We start from the raw sequence: 15784 nt of genomic DNA on the forward strand, positions 1-15784 counted from the left end.
CGACCCGGAGCGGCGTCATGGTCTTCACGGATCGCCGGCAGGCGGGGAGGAGGCTCGCCGCGCGCCTGGAGCATCTGCGCGGCGAGGACGTGGTCGTGCTCGGGCTGCCGCGCGGGGGCGTGCCCGTGGCGGCGGAGGTCGCGGCGGCGCTCGGATCCCCGCTGGATGTCGTCGTGGTGCGCAAGCTCGGCGTTCCCTACCAGCCCGAACTCGGCATGGGCGCGATCGGCGAGGGCGGCGTGCGGGTGCTGAACGACGAGGTGATCGGCATGGCCGGGGCCGGCGAGGAGGCGATAGGGCGCGTCGAGCGCGAGGAGCGCGCCGAGTTGGAGCGCCGGGTGCGCCGCTACCGCGGCGAGCGGCCGCCGGTCGACGTCTCGGGACGGACCGCCGTCGTGGTCGACGACGGCATCGCCACCGGGTCGACGGCGAAGGCCGCCTGTCGGATCGTCCGCGCCCAGGGCGCGGCGCGGGTCGTCCTCGCGGTGCCCGTCGCACCCCACGGGATCTCGTCGGAGTTCCGGGGGCTCGTCGACGAGGTGGTCGTCGTCGACACCCCGGTGTGGTTCGCGGCCATCGGCCAGTTCTACGACGACTTCGAGCAGACCTCCGACGCCGAGGTGCTGGACTGCCTGGAGCGGGCGGCGTCCCGCTGAGACCGCGCCGGGAGCCCCGTCGGTAGCTGCGCTTTCTGAGAAGTTGGCCGCGTTGTGCCCCCCGGCTTTTCGGCGGGGCGCGACAGGCGCATGGTGGTGGAATACGCCTGTTCGCGATCCGAGGACGGTGAGCGCAGATGGCGGACGAACAGAGCCCGGGCACGGGGGCGAGTCCGGGGGGCAACAGACGGCCCGGGGGCATCAGGCGGGGCAGGATCGTGGCTGTGGTCGCCGGGGCCGCCGTCGTCGGAGCGGGGATCTGGTTCGCGGTGGCCGGGGGCGGAGGCAGCCCCCCGCCCCCGCCTCCCTCGCCGACCGCCTCGTCGCCCTCGCTGCCGCCACGACCCTCACCGTCCCCCACGCCGACGGTGAACCCGCTGACCGGCCAGGGGAAGCCCGGCGGGCACGTGATCGCGGTGAAGATCGACAACGTCGGCGACGCGCAGTTCCAGCAGGCCGGGCTCAACTCCGCCGACCTCGTCTACGTGATCCAGGTCGAGGGCGGGCTCAGCCGCTACCTCGTCGTCTTCGACAACAGCAATCCTCCCGTGCGCGTGGGTCCGGTCCGCAGCGCACGGCAGACGGACATCCCGCTGCTGGCCCCCTACGGGCGCGTCGGCCTCGTCTACTCGGGCGCGATATCCGGCCTCAAGCCCGACCTGGCCGCGGCCAACCTGCAGACCATCAACCCCATCCAGCACAACAACCTGTTCAGCAACGGCGGCAGCTCGCCGACCTACGTCCACACCGACCAGATCTTCGCAGCCTTCCCCGACCTCGCGCAGACCAAGGACGTCGGCTTCCGCTTCGGCCCCGAGCCCGCCGGCGGCGCGGCCGCGTCGACGGCCCACGCCAAGATGCCGGCCGCAGCCTTCACCTTCACCGCCTCGGGCGCGAAGTGGCTGGTCACGGTGGACGGGCACGCCCTCAACACGATCGACGCCGGGCAGGCGAACGCCGACAACGTGATCATCCAGCACGTCCACGTCGTCCAGGGCAAGTACACCGACCACAACGCCGGGCACGCCGACAACGAGGTCTTCTCCCAGACCACCGGTTCGGGCAGCGCGGACTTCTACCGGGACGGCAAGGTCTGGCACGGCCAGTGGTCCAAGCCGAACGACAACGCGCCCACCAGCTACACCGTGGGCGGCCAGCCGATGAACCTGGCCCCGGGCCGCAGCTGGATCGTCCTCCAGCCCTGACGCCGGACCGGTCGGCCGACCGCTACCTCGCGGCCGGACCGGCGAGATAGGCGAAGTCGTGCGAGGCCATGTCGTGCAGCCGCTGCGAGAGGTCCTCCAGCGCGCGGCTGACCGCGAGCTCGTCGCCGATGTCCGGCACCGAGCGGTCGGCGGGGTTGCGGCGCGCCACCCCGCGCCCGGTCGCCATCGGCGCGCCCGCGTCCGTCATCACGGCACGCGCCTCGGTGCGAGCGTCGTCCTCGTCGATGGTCACGGCGACGGTCCAGTGCTTGGTCTTCATGAGATCACCCGTTCCTGCCTCTCCCACCAGTGCGCCACGCCTGTGCCCAACCGTCCACTCCAACGGCCGCCGGGCCGGGGAGCCGAGGGCGGACAGCCGGCCCCGGGTGCCGAGCGGGGCGGTAACTCCGGTGCGGGCGACCGCCCGCGGGTGCCAGCATGGCCGCATGTCCTCCACGCCGCCGAGCCGGCCCTCGACCCCGACGCCGATCCCGTTCCCCCTCCCCGTCGCCGCGCACGACTCGCTGGAGGGTCTCGCGCTCGGCGACTCCTTCGGTGAGCGCTGGTTCGGCCTGTTCCGCTCGCCCCAGGAGGCCGCCGCGCAGATCCGGGACCGGATCGCCCCGCCCGAGTCGCCCTGGCACTGGACGGACGACACCGCGATGGCGCTGGCGCTGACGCGTGTGCTGGTCTTCCAGGACGCGGTGCACCAGGAGGACCTGGCGCTGTCCTTCGGGGCGACCTTCCTCGCCGACCCTGCCCGCGGCTACGGCCGCGGCATGCGCGCGCTGCTGCCGGTCCTCGCCGACCGCCCCGCCGACTGGCGGACGGAGAGCCGGACCCTCTTCCGGGGCGAGGGCAGTCTCGGCAACGGCGCGGCGATGCGGGTCGCGCCGCTGGGGGCCTGGTTCGGCGACGACCTGGACGAGGCCGTCGCCCAGGCCGCGTTCTCCGCCCAGGTCACCCACGCGCACCCGGAGGCCGTCGCGGGCGCCGTCGCGGTCGCGGCGGCCTCGGCGCTGGCCGCCGCGAGTCGCGGCGCCGAGGCTCCGGCCTCCGCCGAACTGCTGGCGCAGGTCGTGGAGGTGACGCCGGAGGGCGCGGTCCGCGAGGGGTTGCTGTGTGCCGCCGGCCTCGCGCCCGGGGTGGAGGCGTGGCAGGCGGCGGACGTGCTCGGCAGCGGACAGGGGCTGCGCGCGAGCGACACCGTGCCGTTCGCGCTGTGGTCGGCGGCGCACCACCTGGACGACCTTCCCGGCGCCCTGTGGTCCACGGCGGCCGGGCTCGGGGATGTCGACACGACCTGCGCGATCACGGGTGGGGTGGTCGCCGCGCGGACCGGTCTCGACGCGGTCCCAGCGGAGTGGATGTCACGCCGTGAGCCGCTGCCGGAGTGGGTGGGTCAGGCTGCCGCCTCGACGGCGGTGGGGCAGCAACTGTCAAGCTGAGCTTGAGCGTGAGGGTTCGTTCCCTCTCGGGCGCGGGTGCCCTGGTACGAGCGCTGGGGCGTGGTCGTCACGCCGCCGAGGTGAAGGGTGTCGCCCGGGCCCAGAGCCGGTCGAAGTTCTCCTCGAGCTCCGCCACCGTGTGCGCGTCGTCGACCATCAGTACGGGCCCTGGCAGCGCCCTCGGGTCCGGGTCGGCCGAGGGGAGCGTCAGCAGCGCGCGTTCGCGGTCGGTGAGGATCATGCGGGTCTCCACCGCCGCCGTCACCCGCGCCTCCTCGCCCGCCGCGGCGAACCGCTCGGCCCGCGCCACCAGTTGAGGGTTGCTCAGCAGATCGGCGTGGTAGACGCAGCGCACGGTGCCGCCGCCGCGGGTGATGGTCTGGACGCGGTGGACCCAGCCCTCGTCGCCCAGGCCGTCGAACGGTGGCCGGGCGGTGGCCAGCACCGAGTGCTGGGCGTACTCGCGCCAGTGGTCCATGCGCGCGACGCCGCTGCGCTCCAGGCGCCGGGTGCAGGGCCGGTGGCCGTTGCGCGCGGTCAGCCAGTCGGTGCGCAGCTCGGCGACCAGGTCGGTCGCGACGACCTCGAGCCGGGCCAGGCTGTCGCGGTGGAGGCGCATCAGGGCGGCCGCGGCGTTGGCCGGGTCGACCGCCCGGTAGGCGGCGGGTTTGCCGGGGGTCTTCGCGACGAGCCCCTGGTCGATCAGCGAGCCGAGAACGTCGTAGATGCGCTGGCGCGGAACGCGGGTGGCGTCGGCCAGATCGGGGGCCGTCGCCTGGGGGAGCCGGGCCAGAGCGACATAGGCGCGCGAGGAGTACGACGTCAGTCCGAGGGTTTCGAGCGCCCGTTCGCTAAAACATGCTGCCGGTGTCATGCACCACTCATATCAGAGGGATGGCCCTGGTTGCGAGCAGTGATGCTTCAACTACTGATCGCGCAAGTGGCCTGTTCCCGCACTGGGGGACGGGCCACTTGCGCGCAGGCGTCCACCAGATGACGATCATGCATCATCCGGTGCCCGCGGGTCGGCGGTTCTCGAGTTGCGCTCGAAAGCCTCCGCGGACGCGGCGGACTACACCGGGGCGAACCCCGCCGGACGCGCGGTGAACGTCCCCCGCCCCTGCGTCCGGCTGCGCAGCCGGGTCGCGTAGCCGAACAGCTCCGCGAGCGGCACCGTCGCGCAGAGGGTGCTGGTCGCGCCGCGTGTCGTCTGGTCGGTGATCCGGCCGCGACGCGCCGCGAGGTCGCCCAGGACCGAGCCCACGGCCTCCTCCGGCACCGTCACCGCGACCTCCGCCACCGGCTCCAGCAGCACCATCGCACAGGAGCGCAGCGCCTGACGCAGCGCCAGTCGGCCCGCCGTGCGGAAGGCCAGGTCCGAGGAGTCCTTCACGTGCGTCGCCCCGTCCGTGAGCGTCACCTTGACGCCTGTCACTCGGTGCCCGCCGAGCGGGCCCTCGACGAGCGCGTCCCGGCAGCCCGCCTCGACCGCGCGGATCCACTCCTGCGGCACCCGGCCGCCGGTGACGGTGGAGGCGAACACGAACTCCTCGCCCCCGCCGCCCGTTCCGGGCGCCGCCGTCAGCGGCTCGACGTCGAGCACGACCTGGGCGAACTGGCCCGAGCCGCCGTCCTGCTTGACGTGACGGAACAGCACACCCGACACCCCGCGCAGCACCGTCTCGCGGTAGCCGACCTGCGGACGGCCGACCCGCAGCTCCAGCCCGTCGGCGCGGCGCAGCTTCTCCACCGCCACCTCCAGATGCAGCTCGCCCATGCCGGACAGCAGGGTCTGACCCGTCTCCGGATCGGTCCGCACTGACAGCGACGGGTCCTCCTCGGCCAGCCGGGCCAGCAGGCCCGTCAGACGCGCGGAGTCCGTGCCGCGCACGGCCTCGACCGCGACCGACACCACCGGCTCCGCCGTCCCCGGCGGTTCCAGCAGCAGCGGCGCGCCCGGCGCGCACAGCGTCGCACCGGCACGGGCCGTCTTGGGCCCGATCACGGCGACGATGTCGCCGGCCACGGCCGTGTCGACGTCCGCGTGCCGGTCCGCCTGCACCCGCAGGATGCGGCCGACCCGCTCGGTGCGACCGGTCCCGGCGTCCAGGACCGGGTCGCCCTTGCGGAGCGTTCCCGCGTACAGGCGCAGGAAGGTCAGCCGCCCGGTCGGCGCCTGGGCGACCTTGAAGACCAGGGCCGCCAGCGGCGCTGCGGGGTCGGCGGCGCGCTCGACCTCGGCGCGGGCGACGCCGTCACGAGACGTCGGGACCGACATCCCCCTCGCCGGAGGGACGTCCAGCGGCGAAGGCAGGTACGAGACCACCGCGTCCAGCAGCGGCTCGATCCCACGATTGCGATAGGCGGATCCACATAGCACCACCACCCCCTCTCCGGTGCGGGTCAGGTCTCGGAGCGCCGCGGCCAGCGACTGGTCGCCCAGCCGGCCGTCGGCGCAGAACTCGTCCAGCGCCCGCGGATGCAGCTCCGCGACCGCCTCTTCCAGCAGTCGGCGCCGGTGCAGCGCCTCGTCCCGCAACGCGTGCGGGATCTCCTCCACGTGCACCCCCGACGCCGCGTCGGGCCAGGTCAGCGCGCGCAGCGCGACCAGGTCCACGACGCCGGTGAAGTGCTCCTCCGCGCCGATCGGCAGCTGCACCACGAGCGGTGCCGTGTGCAGCCGGGACCGGATCGAGGCCACGGCCGCGTCCAGGTCCGCCCCGGCGCGGTCGAGTTTGTTCACGAAGGCGAGACGTGGCACGCAGTGCCGGTCCGCCTGGCGCCACACCGCCTCGCTCTGCGGCTCGACGCCCGCCACCGCGTCGAAGACGGCGACCGCTCCGTCGAGCACGCGCAGGGCGCGCTCGACCTCGTCGGCGAAGTCGACGTGGCCGGGGGTGTCGATCAGGTTGATCCGGTGCCCGCCCCACTCGCAGCTGACGGCCGCGGCGAAGATCGTGATGCCGCGGTCGCGTTCCTGCGGGTCGAAGTCGGTGACGGTGGTGCCGTCGTGGACCTCGCCGCGCTTGTGCGTGGCGCCGGTGGCGAAGAGGATCCGCTCGGTGACGGTCGTCTTCCCGGCGTCGACATGCGCGAGGATGCCCAGGTTCCGGACACGCGCCAGGACGGCGTCCGCGACGGCGGGCAGGGCAGGGCTGATGAAGGGAGGGATGGTACGCACGGCCGAAGGCCTTTCAGGGTGATCCCGGCAAGGAAGGCGCGATTACCCCGCGGCGGCGCGAGAGTTCAGTGTCCTACGAGGGAGCCGAAGGGCTCCGCGACGTCAGGCGCGCACCGCGGCAGTCCGGTTCCGGCCGCGCAGCCGGCACCGGAGGGCCCGGGACACCAGGATCACCTCGAACCGCGACAGGGGAGCCGCGACAGCGGCGTTGTGGTCACGCATGGCCCGGCTCCCCTCGGTTCGTCGATCGGTCGAACAGTCGAACAGTCAGTTGGTCAGTCAGTGGATCGGTGCGCCCCGTTACTGGTGGGGCGCTCGGTACGAGACGAGTCTGTCAGCGCGCCGACTCGTCCCGCACCTCAATTTCCGTTCTCAGAGCTTCAGTTCGTCCGGGACGGCGGCCAGCGCCTCCTGGATCGCGGCGACCAGCGCCCGCGCCGACTCCGCGGTCAGCTCCAGCGCGACCCGGCGGGCCGGGTCGCCGTCCGGGTCGGTGAGGTCGATGTTGAGCGTGTGCTCCGCCATGGCGTGCACGGGGTGGTCGAAGTACACCGTCGCGCGGCCGGCGTGGAACCAGGCGCTGCCCGGCCCCTTGGCGCTGCCGTCCATGTCGGCGTGCACCGTCGTGTAGGTGCACATGGTCAGGCTCCCAGGTGGGTGCCGAAGAACCGCTCGATGCGCTCCCAACCGTCGTTCGCCGCCGCCACGTTGTAGCTCGGGCGCTCGTTGGCGAAGAACGCGTGCCCCGCGCCCTCGTAGCGGTGGAACTCGAACGGCTTGCCCTCGGCGGTCAGGATCCGCTCGAGCTCGTCCACCTGGTCCGGGCTCGGGTAGCGGTCCTCCGCGCCGAACAGGCCGAGCAGCGGTGCGCGCAGGTTCGGCAGTTGGTCGACCAGGTTCGTGATCTTGAGCGGGAACTCCGTCGGCACCTCACCGGTGACGAACGCGCCGTAGCAGTCCACGGCGGCGTCGACGTCGGTGTTGCAGGCTGCGAGGACGGACTGGCGTCCGCCCGAGCAGTAGCCGATCACGCCGACCTTGCCGTTCGAGGTCGGCAGCGCCCGCAGGTACGCGGCCGCCGCGGCGACGTCGCCGATCAGGCGCTCGTCCGGCACGCCGCCCTGGGCGCGCGCGACCGCGGCCGCGTCGTCCGGGGACGCGCCCGGGGCCTCACGCGTGTACAGGTTCGGGCAGACGGCGTCGTAGCCCAGCTCGGCGAACCGGCGGGTGATCTCCTTCGAGCCGCGGTCCCAGCCGGGCATGTGGTGGATGACGACGACCCCGCCGCGACGGAACTCCGCCTCGGGGCGGGCCACGTAGGCCTCGATCTCGTCACCGGCGTGGCCCGGGATGCGGACCAGCGTTGCGATCATGGATTCGTACATGCCGCCAGCTATATCACGCACGGCTGAGCGTCCCTTCCGCCGAACGCACGCCCGCCGGACCGGGGCCGTTCCGGCAGCCGGCCGCCGCTCGATCGGGCGTCAGGCCCGGCGGCCCGCAGGCGCGTCCCGCGGGGTCGGGCCGGGCTGGCAGCGGGGGCACCAGTACACGACGCGGTCCTGCGGGGGCGCTCCCAGGCGCGACTGGCGCACCGGCGCGCCGCAGCGGCGGCAGGGCCGGTGCGGACGGCCGTAGACCCAGTGCTGGCGGTCGCGCCGGCCGTCGCCCGTCGTGACGTGGCCGTGCCGGAGCTTGTTCGCCAGCAGCAGGTGGTGCGCGGCGCGCAGCACCCGCGGCAGCTCCCCGACCTCGGCGACCGGCGTCCACGGGGAGACCCCGGCCATGAAGCACAGCTCGTTCGCGTACACGTTGCCGATCCCCGCGAGGTTGCGCTGGTCCAGCAGCGCCTCGCCGATGCCGCGGCCGGGCACGGCCGCCAGGCGGCGCAGCGCCTCCGCCTCGTCCCAGTCGGGGCCGAGCAGGTCCGGCCCGAGATGCCCGACCACCCGCGCCTCGGCGGCCGTCGGCAGCAGCTCCACCACCCCTAGGCGGTACCCGACCGCCGTCCGCTCGGCGTTCCCCAGCACGGCCCGGATCTGGTGCTGCGCCCCGCCGGTCCACCGCTCACCGGCACGGAAGACCTGCCAGCGCCCCTCCATCCGCAGATGCGTGTGGAGCGTCAGTCCGCCCTCGATCCGCGTCAGCAGATGCTTGCCGCGCGGCGTCACGTCCAGGACCTCGCGCCCCACCAGATCCGCCGTGGCGTGCGCCGGCACCCGCAGCTCGGCCACGCTCAGCACCTGCCCGGCCAGCGCCCGCTGCAGCTCCCACGCCGTCCGATACACCGAATCACCCTCGGGCACCGGGCTCCTCTCCACTGCTCGTCCCCACCTGCGCCCATCCTCGCACCCGCCTCCGACAGCCGTCGCGCGCGTGTTCCGACGGCGCCCGCCGGTAGCGTGCCTCGGGTGATGCTCGGGGACCGCGAGCGTGTGCAGGCTTCCTGGTTCCGGGCGCAGGCTAAGGCGCTCGGCGGCCGGTCGCTCGGGCGGCCTGCTCTACCGCAGCTGCGGGTTCACCAGCGTGGGCGAAGGCGTCACGAGGTGGCTTCACCTGCGGTGACCCGGCCGATCGACCCTCAGGTGCGGACCGGGGTGACCCGCAGTTCCTCCCAGGCGGCGCCGGAGTGGGCCGTGGCCGAGACGCGGTCGGTGCCCGCGGCCCACAGGGCGAGCCAGAAGCGGCCGGCCACGATGCGTGGGGCCGGGGTGTCCGCGGGGACCGTGATCGGGAGGCGGCCGGAGCGGAGCAGGGGAGCGGCGCCGTTCGCGGGGAGAAGGCCCCAGGCGAGGACCGACACGCCCGCCGGGGCGCGGCGGGCGCCGCGCAGCAGCTCGGCGGCCAGGGCGCTCTCGACCACGACGTCCAGCAGGGTGTCGTCGGCGTAGACCTCGAGCGCGAGACGACCGCGCGAGCCCTGGGCGAGGCGAACCGCCCAGCCGTCCCCGAGCTCCAGGGCCCCGTCGATCCGCCCGGTCTCCGTCGCCACGCCGTCGTCGCGCTCCAGCACAGTCATGGCCTCTCCCGTTCACGTTCCGTCGTTCTGCCCGCACGCTAGGCACCGATCTTGTGGTTTTCCTGGGAGACCCGGTCACCCGCCCGGCGGCGGCTTCTGGCGGGGGGCGCGAGGGGGAGCGAAGGTGGACCTACCGGCGGCGCGGAGGAGGTGATCGGGGGACGTGGCCGACGAGGAGCACCAGCACCGCAAGCCCTGGACCACGAACGCCTACTGGGGCGCCTACTTCCGGCGGCTGTGGGACCACGGCCGCCATGTGGAGATCATGCAGCGCTCTCTCGCCTTCGCCGCGCTCTTCTTCGTCACGCTCGTCCCGCTGCTGGTGGTCATCGCGGCGGCGGAGGGCTCGCGCGGGAACGGGATCGCGCAGTGGGTCAGCGACGCGCTCGGCCTCTCCGGCAAGGGCGCGGAGGCCGTCAAAGGGCTCTTCGCCACGCGCCGCCAGACGCTCAGCACCACCACGGGCGTCAGTCTCGCCGCCCTCGCCGTCTTCGGGATCTCGCTGATGGCGTCGGTCCAGGCCGCCTACGAGCGGATCTGGAACCTGCCGCGCGGCCCCTGGCACACCACCTGGCGCCAGACCGTCGGCCTGGCCGGCCTGATCGGCTACATCCTGCTGGTCGAGTGGAGCGGCACGCCGGGCCAGCACACCGCGGCTCAGCCCGCGCTGCGCGTCGGCGCGTCGGTGCTCGGCGGCATCGCGCTGTTCTGGTGGCTCCAGTGGCTGCTGCTCGGCTCGCGGATCCCGTGGTCGCGGCTGCTGCCGGGCGCGGTGGCGACCGTCACGGCCCTCGCCGGGCTGCGGCTGTTCTCACGCTTCGTCCTCGCGCCGCTGGTGGTCGTGAACGCCGTCTCCTACGGCACCGTCGGGACGGTCCTGATCGTGCAGTCCTTCCTCATCGGCGTCGGCTACACCCTGTACGCCGGCTGCCTCGCCGGCCAGGCGCTGACCCCGCCCGCCGACGCGCCGCCCCCCTCGGGCGTGCCGCCGCCCGCGCCCGCGGCCCCGCCGCCGGAACCCTGACGGTCGGCGGTGCGGGGGACAGGACGGACCGGGCCCGCGCGAGATGTCGCGCGGGCCCGGCCCGTTGATCCGGCAGGCCTCGGTCAGCCCGCGTTCGCGCAGCCGTTGCCGAAGGCCGGGTTCAGCGCGCCGACGACGTTCACGGTGTTGCCGCAGACGTTGACCGGCACGTGGAGCGGAACCTGAACCAGGTTGCCGGAGATCGCACCGGGGGAGTTGGTGGCCGCGCCGGTCGCGCTGCTGCTGGCAGTCGCCATACCGGCGGCCGCCGCGACAAGACCGGCTGCCGCCGCCGTCACCGCGAGGCCACGCTGGGTGCTGCTCATGTGAGGTCGTCCCTTCGGGAACTGAGAATCGATCAGGTCCTGCCGGCGCCGCTGGCCGCCGCGTCGACTTCTTGCCAACGCGCGGCCGCGGCCCCAGGACATGCGGCTCGGTCCCCTTTCACCCGGTCGGCTGACGTCAGTGGGTGTAGGGCTCCCAGGTGTGGCTGAAGTACCAGGTCGACTGGCTGACGCCGGAGCAGGAGTCGGACCCGCCCGTGCCGGGGCAGCCGCCGTTGTCGCGTTCGGAGGCCCACATGGAGATCTCGTCGACGCCCTTGCCGAGCGCCCAGGTGTAGACCGTCTTGGCGTCGGCGGTGGTGAACGTCTCCGGCTTGCCGTAGTCGTCGATGCCGGGCATCTCGGTCACCCCGACCATGGCCCAGCGCTGGGCGGAGGTCTTGGTCGGGTAGAGCGTGCCGAGCTCGTTGACCAGCCCCTGCGCGGCGGTCTCGGTGGCGGTCGCCATCTCGTGGGACGAGCCGGTGTAGTAGTCGAAGGTCATGATGTTCACGACGTCGATCCGGGTGTGGTTGGCCACCGCGTTCTTCAGCACGGCGGTGCCGCCGGAGTCGAGGCCGTTGTCGTTGGTCGGCAGCGTGTAGGAGAACTGGACGTGCCGACCGTTGCTCGCGGCCCAGGACTCGACCGCGGTGATGGCCTTGTTGCGGCGGTCGATGCCGGCGCTGTTGGTGAGCGAGTTCTGCTCGACGTCGAAGTCCACCCGGGACAGGTCGTAGGTGGAGATCAGCTTCTCCAGCTGGGAGGCGATGGAGCTGACGCTGGTGCAACTGTCGGCGAGCTCGGTGCCGGTGGTGTCCGCGGTGTAGCCGCCCAGCGAGGGTATGCCGTCTCCGCCGGCGGCGCGCAGCTTGGTGAAGGACGAGCCGTAGACCGAGGACGAGATCGGCTGCGAGCCGCTGCCGTTCCAGTACAGGGTGCAGGAGCCCTTCTTGGTGGTCTGCAGGAACGCCAGCGACACCCACTTGGCGCCCGACTCGGCCGCGACGGTGGCCGGGTCGTCGCCGGTGTAGGTCTCGACGTAGGGCGCGAAGACGTGGGTGGGGACGGTCGTCGCGGGGTGGCTCGCAGCGGGGGCGTTCGCGGTCGGGTGGGTGGTCGACGCGCCGGCGGGGGCGGCGGTGGCCGCGAGCGCGGCCAGGAGGGCCAGCGAGGTGGCGGCGGTGGCACACAGGGGAGCGGTGGGGCGCACGTGGGGCCTCCGAAATCCGAATGGTTAGGAAACTTTACTTCCTGACATGTGCCCGTAGAGATATAGCGGGCGGCCGACGGGTCGTCAACAGTGCTGGCGTGGTGGGGTGTCCGGCGCGTGCTCAGAGCGGGGGCGCGCGCCCCGGCCGTGCGCTCCGTCGAATCCGAGAAAGGCTGGAACGCATCTACATCTACGCGTAGGTTGACGTCCCGCCGGGCCCCCTCCCGGCCCCTCACGGACCGATCGAAGGACCGTCAGATGTCCCAACCCGTTTTCAGCCCCTTGGAAGCACCCACGTCAGACCCGTTCCCCGCCCAGGCGCTGCACGCCTGCCAGGTGCTCGCCCACCTGCTCCAGCGCGTCCCACGCCCCGAGAGCGTGCAGCTGTTCACCGCCGAGCACTGGTCGGCGCCCTGGCTGCAGATCCACCTCTACCCCGATCCCGACGACGCGCAGCTCCGCGCCTACCAGCAGGCCTTCGGCGGGCTCGTCACCCGCAGCCGCCGCGACGGCGACTCCCGGGCCGTGGTCTACAGCGAGCTCGCCACCGAGGTCGAGCGCGTCCGCGTGCAGGTCTGGAACGTCAACGAGTCCCCGCTGGCGATGCCCTCCCCGAGGCCGCCGGAGCCGATTGCCGACCCCCCGGCCCCGGCCGTCGAGTCCGCTGACGCCTCCGACACCGTCTCCGCCGCGGACACCGCCCCCGCCGCCGAGCCCGCTGAGGACGCGTCTGCGGCGGAGGCCTGCGTGTCCGTCGACGACGCCCGGCCCGGCGCGCCGGCCGGGTCCGACGAGCGGTTCGAGCCCACCGACCCCGCGGACGCGTCATGAACGAGCTGCTCGCCCGGCTGCTCGTCGTCCTGACGGCGCTCTCCGTACTCGGTTGGCTCACCTGGGCCCTCTCCGCCTGGCACCTCTACCGGATGCGGACGCGCCGCTTCGCCCGCGACGTCGAGCTGCTGCGTCCCGCCGCGGCCGCGCGCGACCGCGACTGGTTCGCCACCTGTCTGGAGGAGCTGCACGCCTCCGTGGAACGCGACCTCGCCACCTCAGTCGGCATCCGCGTGGGCGCCGAGCTCTGGCGGCAGGACGACCGGCTCTCCGCAGAAGCAGCGGAAGCCCGACCAGGTCCGCCGCGCCCCGAGGTCCCCGAGGACGGCCGCGACCTGAGTGAGCGTCAGCGCGGGGTCGGGGCCGTCGCGCACCAGCACGCAGACCTCGAGCGGGTCCCAGGCGACGGCATGGGCCGCGAGATCCACCACGCGAATGCGGATACACATGCGAGGGCTCCTCACGAGGAGCAGGACGCGCGGGCAGGACGCGGTGGCGCCGGATGCCGCGTCCCGGGGGACGGAACCGGGGGAAAGACGCTACTCCCACCCGAGTGACCTGTGTGGGACCCGTGAAGGGCGAGGCGGGACAATCGGGAGCGAACGCCCGGTCCGCGCGCCCCGCTGTCCGGCGGACCCGCAGCGGTCTCCCCTGGCCGCCCTGCGCGGAACCCGGTGGCGGCGAGCCGCCGCCGGCCCTCGCAGGCCCGTGCCGTCCGCGCTAGCCCGCGCGGCGGCCCCGGGGCAGCTTGGCGAGGGCCCGGGCCATCTCCACCAGGGCGCGCTGCTGGTCGGTGTCCAGGTCGCGGTAGATCTCCAGCAGCCGCGCCTCCCGCTCCGCGTCGAGATCCGCCGGGGTGCGGCGTCCCGCCGCGGCGAAGACGCGGGCGGGCGGGTAGCCGGCGGGCAGGGCGTCCGCGAGCGCCCGGAGGTCGTCCGTGGCTATTCGGCCGCCGGAGCCGCGACGGCCCGTCACCCAGGCGTTCAGCGTGGCGTAGGGGATGCCGGCCCGCTCGGCGATCCGCTTCTGCGTCAGCCCCGGGTTCTCGGCCAGGACGTGGCGCAGCAGCGCGCCGAGGTCCTCGCCCACCCGTCCCGCCGGGGTCTGCATCGGTTCCACGCCGTCATTATCGAGGCAGCGTCGATGCGATTCCTATGGTCGGTACATGTCGGGTGCGACTGTCAGGAGCACGGCGCGGCGCGCGCCCCCGCTGCCGCGCCCTGAGCTGGCACCTCTTCTGCACCCGTGCGGCGCTGCCGCGTCGGTCTCGCCGATCCGGCAACGCCGCACGGGTGTTGATGCTAAGGTGCCGCGCTGTCGGTGGCCCTGACGGCGGATCGGCCCGAGGACAGCGCGTGCTGGGCGGCTCCGTCGCGGCGCAGCAGGGCGCGCAGCCGCAGCGCGGCCAGTGTCAGCAGCACCACCTCGACGGCGACGGAGACGAGCCCGAGCGGCTCGGTCCAGTTGCCGCGGTCGTCGTCGTAGTTCGGCAGCCCGGGGCCGCGCGAGAGCACGAAGCCGAGCAGCGGCCCGACGGCGACCCCGGCCGCGATGACCCAGACGAGCGCCCGCTCGCCCAGCTCGCTGCGCGAGGTGAGCACCACGGCGCTGAGGACGCCGGCCGCCTCCAGCAGGTAGTATCCGACGCCGACGTAGCCGGGCGACTTGTCGCCCGGGAAGCCGCCCTGGTCCTGGACGTGGATCCAGGCGACGGCCAGGCACAGCACCGCGGCCCAGGCGCGGACCCAGGACTGCGCCGTCGATCTGTCGTTCATGACGTCCTCCTCGTACTCGCGAGCATGCGGGCATAGGCACCCCATCCAGTGGTGGCGGTGCCCGCCTCCCACTCTCGTTGATGACGCCATGTCATGCACGTGTTCGGGTCCGACCCTGAGGCAACCCAAAGCCCGTTCAGAACGAACTCGGAAACTCCTCCGGTTTCGCGTGGGTTGTCCGGGGCCAGGATCACCCACATGGTGAATACCGTGCCGCAAGCGTCCGCCGAGGTGCGCGAGGCGTTGGAGCAGGGCAGGCCCGTCGTCGCCCTGGAGTCCACGATCATCAGCCACGGGCTGCCCCGCCCCGACAACCTGCGCCTCGCCTTCGAGCTCGAGGAGATCGTCCGCGACGGCGGAGCCGTCCCCGCCACCGTCGCCGTGCTCGACGGCGTCGCCCGCGTCGGCCTGGACAAGGTGGAGCTGGAGCGGCTCGGCACCCAGGACGGCCTGCGCAAGCTCGGTGTGCGCGACCTCGCCCCGGCCCTCGCGCTCGGGGCGAGCGGCGCGACGACGGTCTCCGCGACCGCGCACCTCGCCGCCCGCGCGGGCGTGCGGGTCTTCGCGACCGGGGGCCTCGGCGGCGTGCACCGCGACTGGGTCAACGAGCAGGACGAGTCGGCCGACCTCTGCCTGCTCGCCCGCACCGCGATCACGGTCGTGTGCGCGGGCGTCAAGTCCATCCTGGACGTGCCCGCGACGCTGCAGCGGCTGGAGACGCTCAGCGTGGCCGTGGTCGGCTACCGCACGGCCGAGTTCCCGGGCTTCTACCTCACCGGCTCCGGCCTGCCGGTCGACTGGACCGTGGAGACCCCGGAGCAGGCCGCGCGGCTGATGCGCGCTCAGGAGGCCCTCGGCACGGACCGCTCGGCGCTCGTCGTCGCCAACCCGGTGCCCCCCGGGCAGCAACTCGACCCTGCCCTGCACGACCGCGTCCTCGCCGACGCCCTCGCCGCCGCCCGCCGCGAGGGCGTGACCGGACAGGCCGTCACCCCGTTCCTCCTCGCCCACCTCGTCCAGCACACCGGCGGCGCCTCGCTCCAGGCCAACCTCGCCGCGGTCCGCGGCAACGCGGCCCTCGCGGCGCGGATCGCCGTCGCCTACGCGGC

Annotated in this window: 17 protein-coding genes and 1 pseudogene; 7 read left to right on the top strand and 11 right to left on the bottom strand. The window is 73.6% G+C overall.

Annotated features, from left to right (window positions below; genetic code table 11):
• Nucleotides 1-17: 17 nt before the first annotated feature.
• Both TR48_RS05270 and TR48_RS05275 read left to right on the top strand, forming a co-directional pair.
• Nucleotides 18-650, top strand: a pseudogene (locus TR48_RS05270) (phosphoribosyltransferase); the annotation flags it as partial.
• A gap of 374 nt (nt 651-1024) precedes the next feature.
• Nucleotides 1025-1861: a DUF3048 domain-containing protein gene (locus TR48_RS05275; RefSeq protein WP_161789776.1), complete on the top strand. Its 837-nt coding sequence runs from the start codon at nt 1025-1027 to the stop codon at nt 1859-1861.
• A 22-nt stretch (nt 1862-1883) separates the two neighbouring features.
• On the opposite strand, the gene TR48_RS05280 is transcribed toward TR48_RS05275, so the two are convergent.
• Nucleotides 1884-2141, bottom strand: a complete 258-nt coding sequence (locus TR48_RS05280) for a dsRBD fold-containing protein (RefSeq protein ID WP_042364661.1) — start codon at nt 2139-2141, stop codon at nt 1884-1886.
• Nucleotides 2142-2307: 166 nt separating this feature from the next.
• On the opposite strand from TR48_RS05280, the gene TR48_RS05285 reads away from it, so the two are divergent.
• Complete coding sequence (locus TR48_RS05285; protein WP_084728816.1) at nt 2308-3309, top strand: ADP-ribosylglycohydrolase family protein; 1002 nt, start codon at nt 2308-2310, stop codon at nt 3307-3309.
• 67 nt (nt 3310-3376) lie between these two features.
• On the opposite strand, the gene TR48_RS38605 is transcribed toward TR48_RS05285, so the two are convergent.
• The 6 genes from TR48_RS38605 to TR48_RS05315 form a co-directional block, all read right to left on the bottom strand.
• Nucleotides 3377-4183 (bottom strand): TrmB family transcriptional regulator, encoded by an 807-nt coding sequence (locus TR48_RS38605; RefSeq protein WP_052442408.1) that lies wholly within the window; start codon nt 4181-4183, stop codon nt 3377-3379.
• 198 nt (nt 4184-4381) lie between these two features.
• Nucleotides 4382-6490 (bottom strand): elongation factor G, encoded by a 2109-nt coding sequence (gene fusA / locus TR48_RS05295; RefSeq protein WP_439654439.1) that lies wholly within the window; start codon nt 6488-6490, stop codon nt 4382-4384.
• A gap of 372 nt (nt 6491-6862) precedes the next feature.
• Complete coding sequence (locus TR48_RS05300; RefSeq protein ID WP_042364662.1) at nt 6863-7129, bottom strand: DUF6295 family protein; 267 nt, start codon at nt 7127-7129, stop codon at nt 6863-6865.
• A 2-nt stretch (nt 7130-7131) separates the two neighbouring features.
• Nucleotides 7132-7875: a dienelactone hydrolase family protein gene (locus TR48_RS05305; RefSeq protein WP_042364663.1), complete on the bottom strand. Its 744-nt coding sequence runs from the start codon at nt 7873-7875 to the stop codon at nt 7132-7134.
• A 99-nt stretch (nt 7876-7974) separates the two neighbouring features.
• Nucleotides 7975-8796 carry a DNA-formamidopyrimidine glycosylase family protein gene (locus TR48_RS05310; RefSeq protein WP_042364664.1) on the bottom strand — a complete coding sequence of 274 codons (822 nt, stop codon included), beginning with the start codon at nt 8794-8796 and terminating at the stop codon, nt 7975-7977.
• A 275-nt stretch (nt 8797-9071) separates the two neighbouring features.
• Nucleotides 9072-9509 carry a hypothetical protein gene (locus tag TR48_RS05315; protein WP_042364665.1) on the bottom strand — a complete coding sequence of 146 codons (438 nt, stop codon included), beginning with the start codon at nt 9507-9509 and terminating at the stop codon, nt 9072-9074.
• Nucleotides 9510-9672: 163 nt separating this feature from the next.
• Between TR48_RS05315 and TR48_RS05320 the strand changes: the two genes are divergently transcribed.
• On the top strand, nt 9673-10533 hold the full coding sequence (locus tag TR48_RS05320) for a YhjD/YihY/BrkB family envelope integrity protein (protein WP_063770907.1): 861 nt from the start codon (nt 9673-9675) through the stop codon (nt 10531-10533).
• Nucleotides 10534-10616: 83 nt separating this feature from the next.
• Here the strand turns inward: TR48_RS05320 and TR48_RS05325 are convergent, their stop codons facing one another.
• Together TR48_RS05325 and TR48_RS05330 are read right to left on the bottom strand one after the other, a co-directional pair.
• On the bottom strand, nt 10617-10859 hold the full coding sequence (locus tag TR48_RS05325) for a chaplin (protein WP_042364666.1): 243 nt from the start codon (nt 10857-10859) through the stop codon (nt 10617-10619).
• A gap of 136 nt (nt 10860-10995) precedes the next feature.
• Nucleotides 10996-12069, bottom strand: coding sequence for a chitinase (locus TR48_RS05330; RefSeq protein WP_052442409.1), 1074 nt, complete (start codon nt 12067-12069; stop codon nt 10996-10998).
• A 258-nt stretch (nt 12070-12327) separates the two neighbouring features.
• Between TR48_RS05330 and TR48_RS05335 the strand changes: the two genes are divergently transcribed.
• Together TR48_RS05335 and TR48_RS05340 are read left to right on the top strand one after the other, a co-directional pair.
• Nucleotides 12328-12900 (top strand): hypothetical protein, encoded by a 573-nt coding sequence (locus TR48_RS05335; protein WP_152627802.1) that lies wholly within the window; start codon nt 12328-12330, stop codon nt 12898-12900.
• On the top strand, nt 12897-13457 hold the full coding sequence (locus TR48_RS05340) for a hypothetical protein (protein ID WP_042364668.1): 561 nt from the start codon (nt 12897-12899) through the stop codon (nt 13455-13457). Before TR48_RS05335 ends, TR48_RS05340 begins: the two co-directional genes overlap by 4 nt.
• Before the next feature lie 163 nt (nt 13458-13620).
• On the opposite strand, the gene TR48_RS46225 is transcribed toward TR48_RS05340, so the two are convergent.
• Nucleotides 13621-14019 carry a helix-turn-helix domain-containing protein gene (locus tag TR48_RS46225; protein ID WP_152627803.1) on the bottom strand — a complete coding sequence of 133 codons (399 nt, stop codon included), beginning with the start codon at nt 14017-14019 and terminating at the stop codon, nt 13621-13623.
• Nucleotides 14020-14201: 182 nt separating this feature from the next.
• Nucleotides 14202-14675: a hypothetical protein gene (locus tag TR48_RS05350; RefSeq protein WP_063770908.1), complete on the bottom strand. Its 474-nt coding sequence runs from the start codon at nt 14673-14675 to the stop codon at nt 14202-14204.
• 198 nt (nt 14676-14873) lie between these two features.
• On the opposite strand from TR48_RS05350, the gene TR48_RS05355 reads away from it, so the two are divergent.
• On the top strand, nt 14874-15784 hold a 911-nt coding region (locus TR48_RS05355; RefSeq protein ID WP_042364669.1), incomplete at its 3' end, for a pseudouridine-5'-phosphate glycosidase.

It is taken from the genome of Streptacidiphilus neutrinimicus, assembly GCF_000787815.1.
Taxonomy (GTDB): Bacteria; Actinomycetota; Actinomycetes; order Streptomycetales; family Streptomycetaceae; genus Streptacidiphilus; species Streptacidiphilus neutrinimicus.

What these genes read in the sequence shown, in the direction of transcription:
- TR48_RS05300 (WP_042364662.1), bottom strand. Translation starts at nt 7,129, where the DNA reads ATGTGCACCTACACGACGGTGCACGCCGACATGGACGGCAGCGCCAAG.
- TR48_RS05340 (WP_042364668.1), top strand. Translation starts at nt 12,897, where the DNA reads ATGAACGAGCTGCTCGCCCGGCTGCTCGTCGTCCTGACGGCGCTCTCC.
- TR48_RS05280 (WP_042364661.1), bottom strand. Translation starts at nt 2,141, where the DNA reads ATGAAGACCAAGCACTGGACCGTCGCCGTGACCATCGACGAGGACGAC.
- TR48_RS38605 (WP_052442408.1), bottom strand. Translation starts at nt 4,183, where the DNA reads ATGACACCGGCAGCATGTTTTAGCGAACGGGCGCTCGAAACCCTCGGA.
- TR48_RS05305 (WP_042364663.1), bottom strand. Translation starts at nt 7,875, where the DNA reads ATGTACGAATCCATGATCGCAACGCTGGTCCGCATCCCGGGCCACGCC.
- TR48_RS05285 (WP_084728816.1), top strand. Translation starts at nt 2,308, where the DNA reads ATGTCCTCCACGCCGCCGAGCCGGCCCTCGACCCCGACGCCGATCCCG.
- TR48_RS05315 (WP_042364665.1), bottom strand. Translation starts at nt 9,509, where the DNA reads ATGACTGTGCTGGAGCGCGACGACGGCGTGGCGACGGAGACCGGGCGG.
- TR48_RS05325 (WP_042364666.1), bottom strand. Translation starts at nt 10,859, where the DNA reads ATGAGCAGCACCCAGCGTGGCCTCGCGGTGACGGCGGCGGCAGCCGGT.
- TR48_RS05335 (WP_152627802.1), top strand. Translation starts at nt 12,328, where the DNA reads ATGTCCCAACCCGTTTTCAGCCCCTTGGAAGCACCCACGTCAGACCCG.
- TR48_RS05350 (WP_063770908.1), bottom strand. Translation starts at nt 14,675, where the DNA reads ATGAACGACAGATCGACGGCGCAGTCCTGGGTCCGCGCCTGGGCCGCG.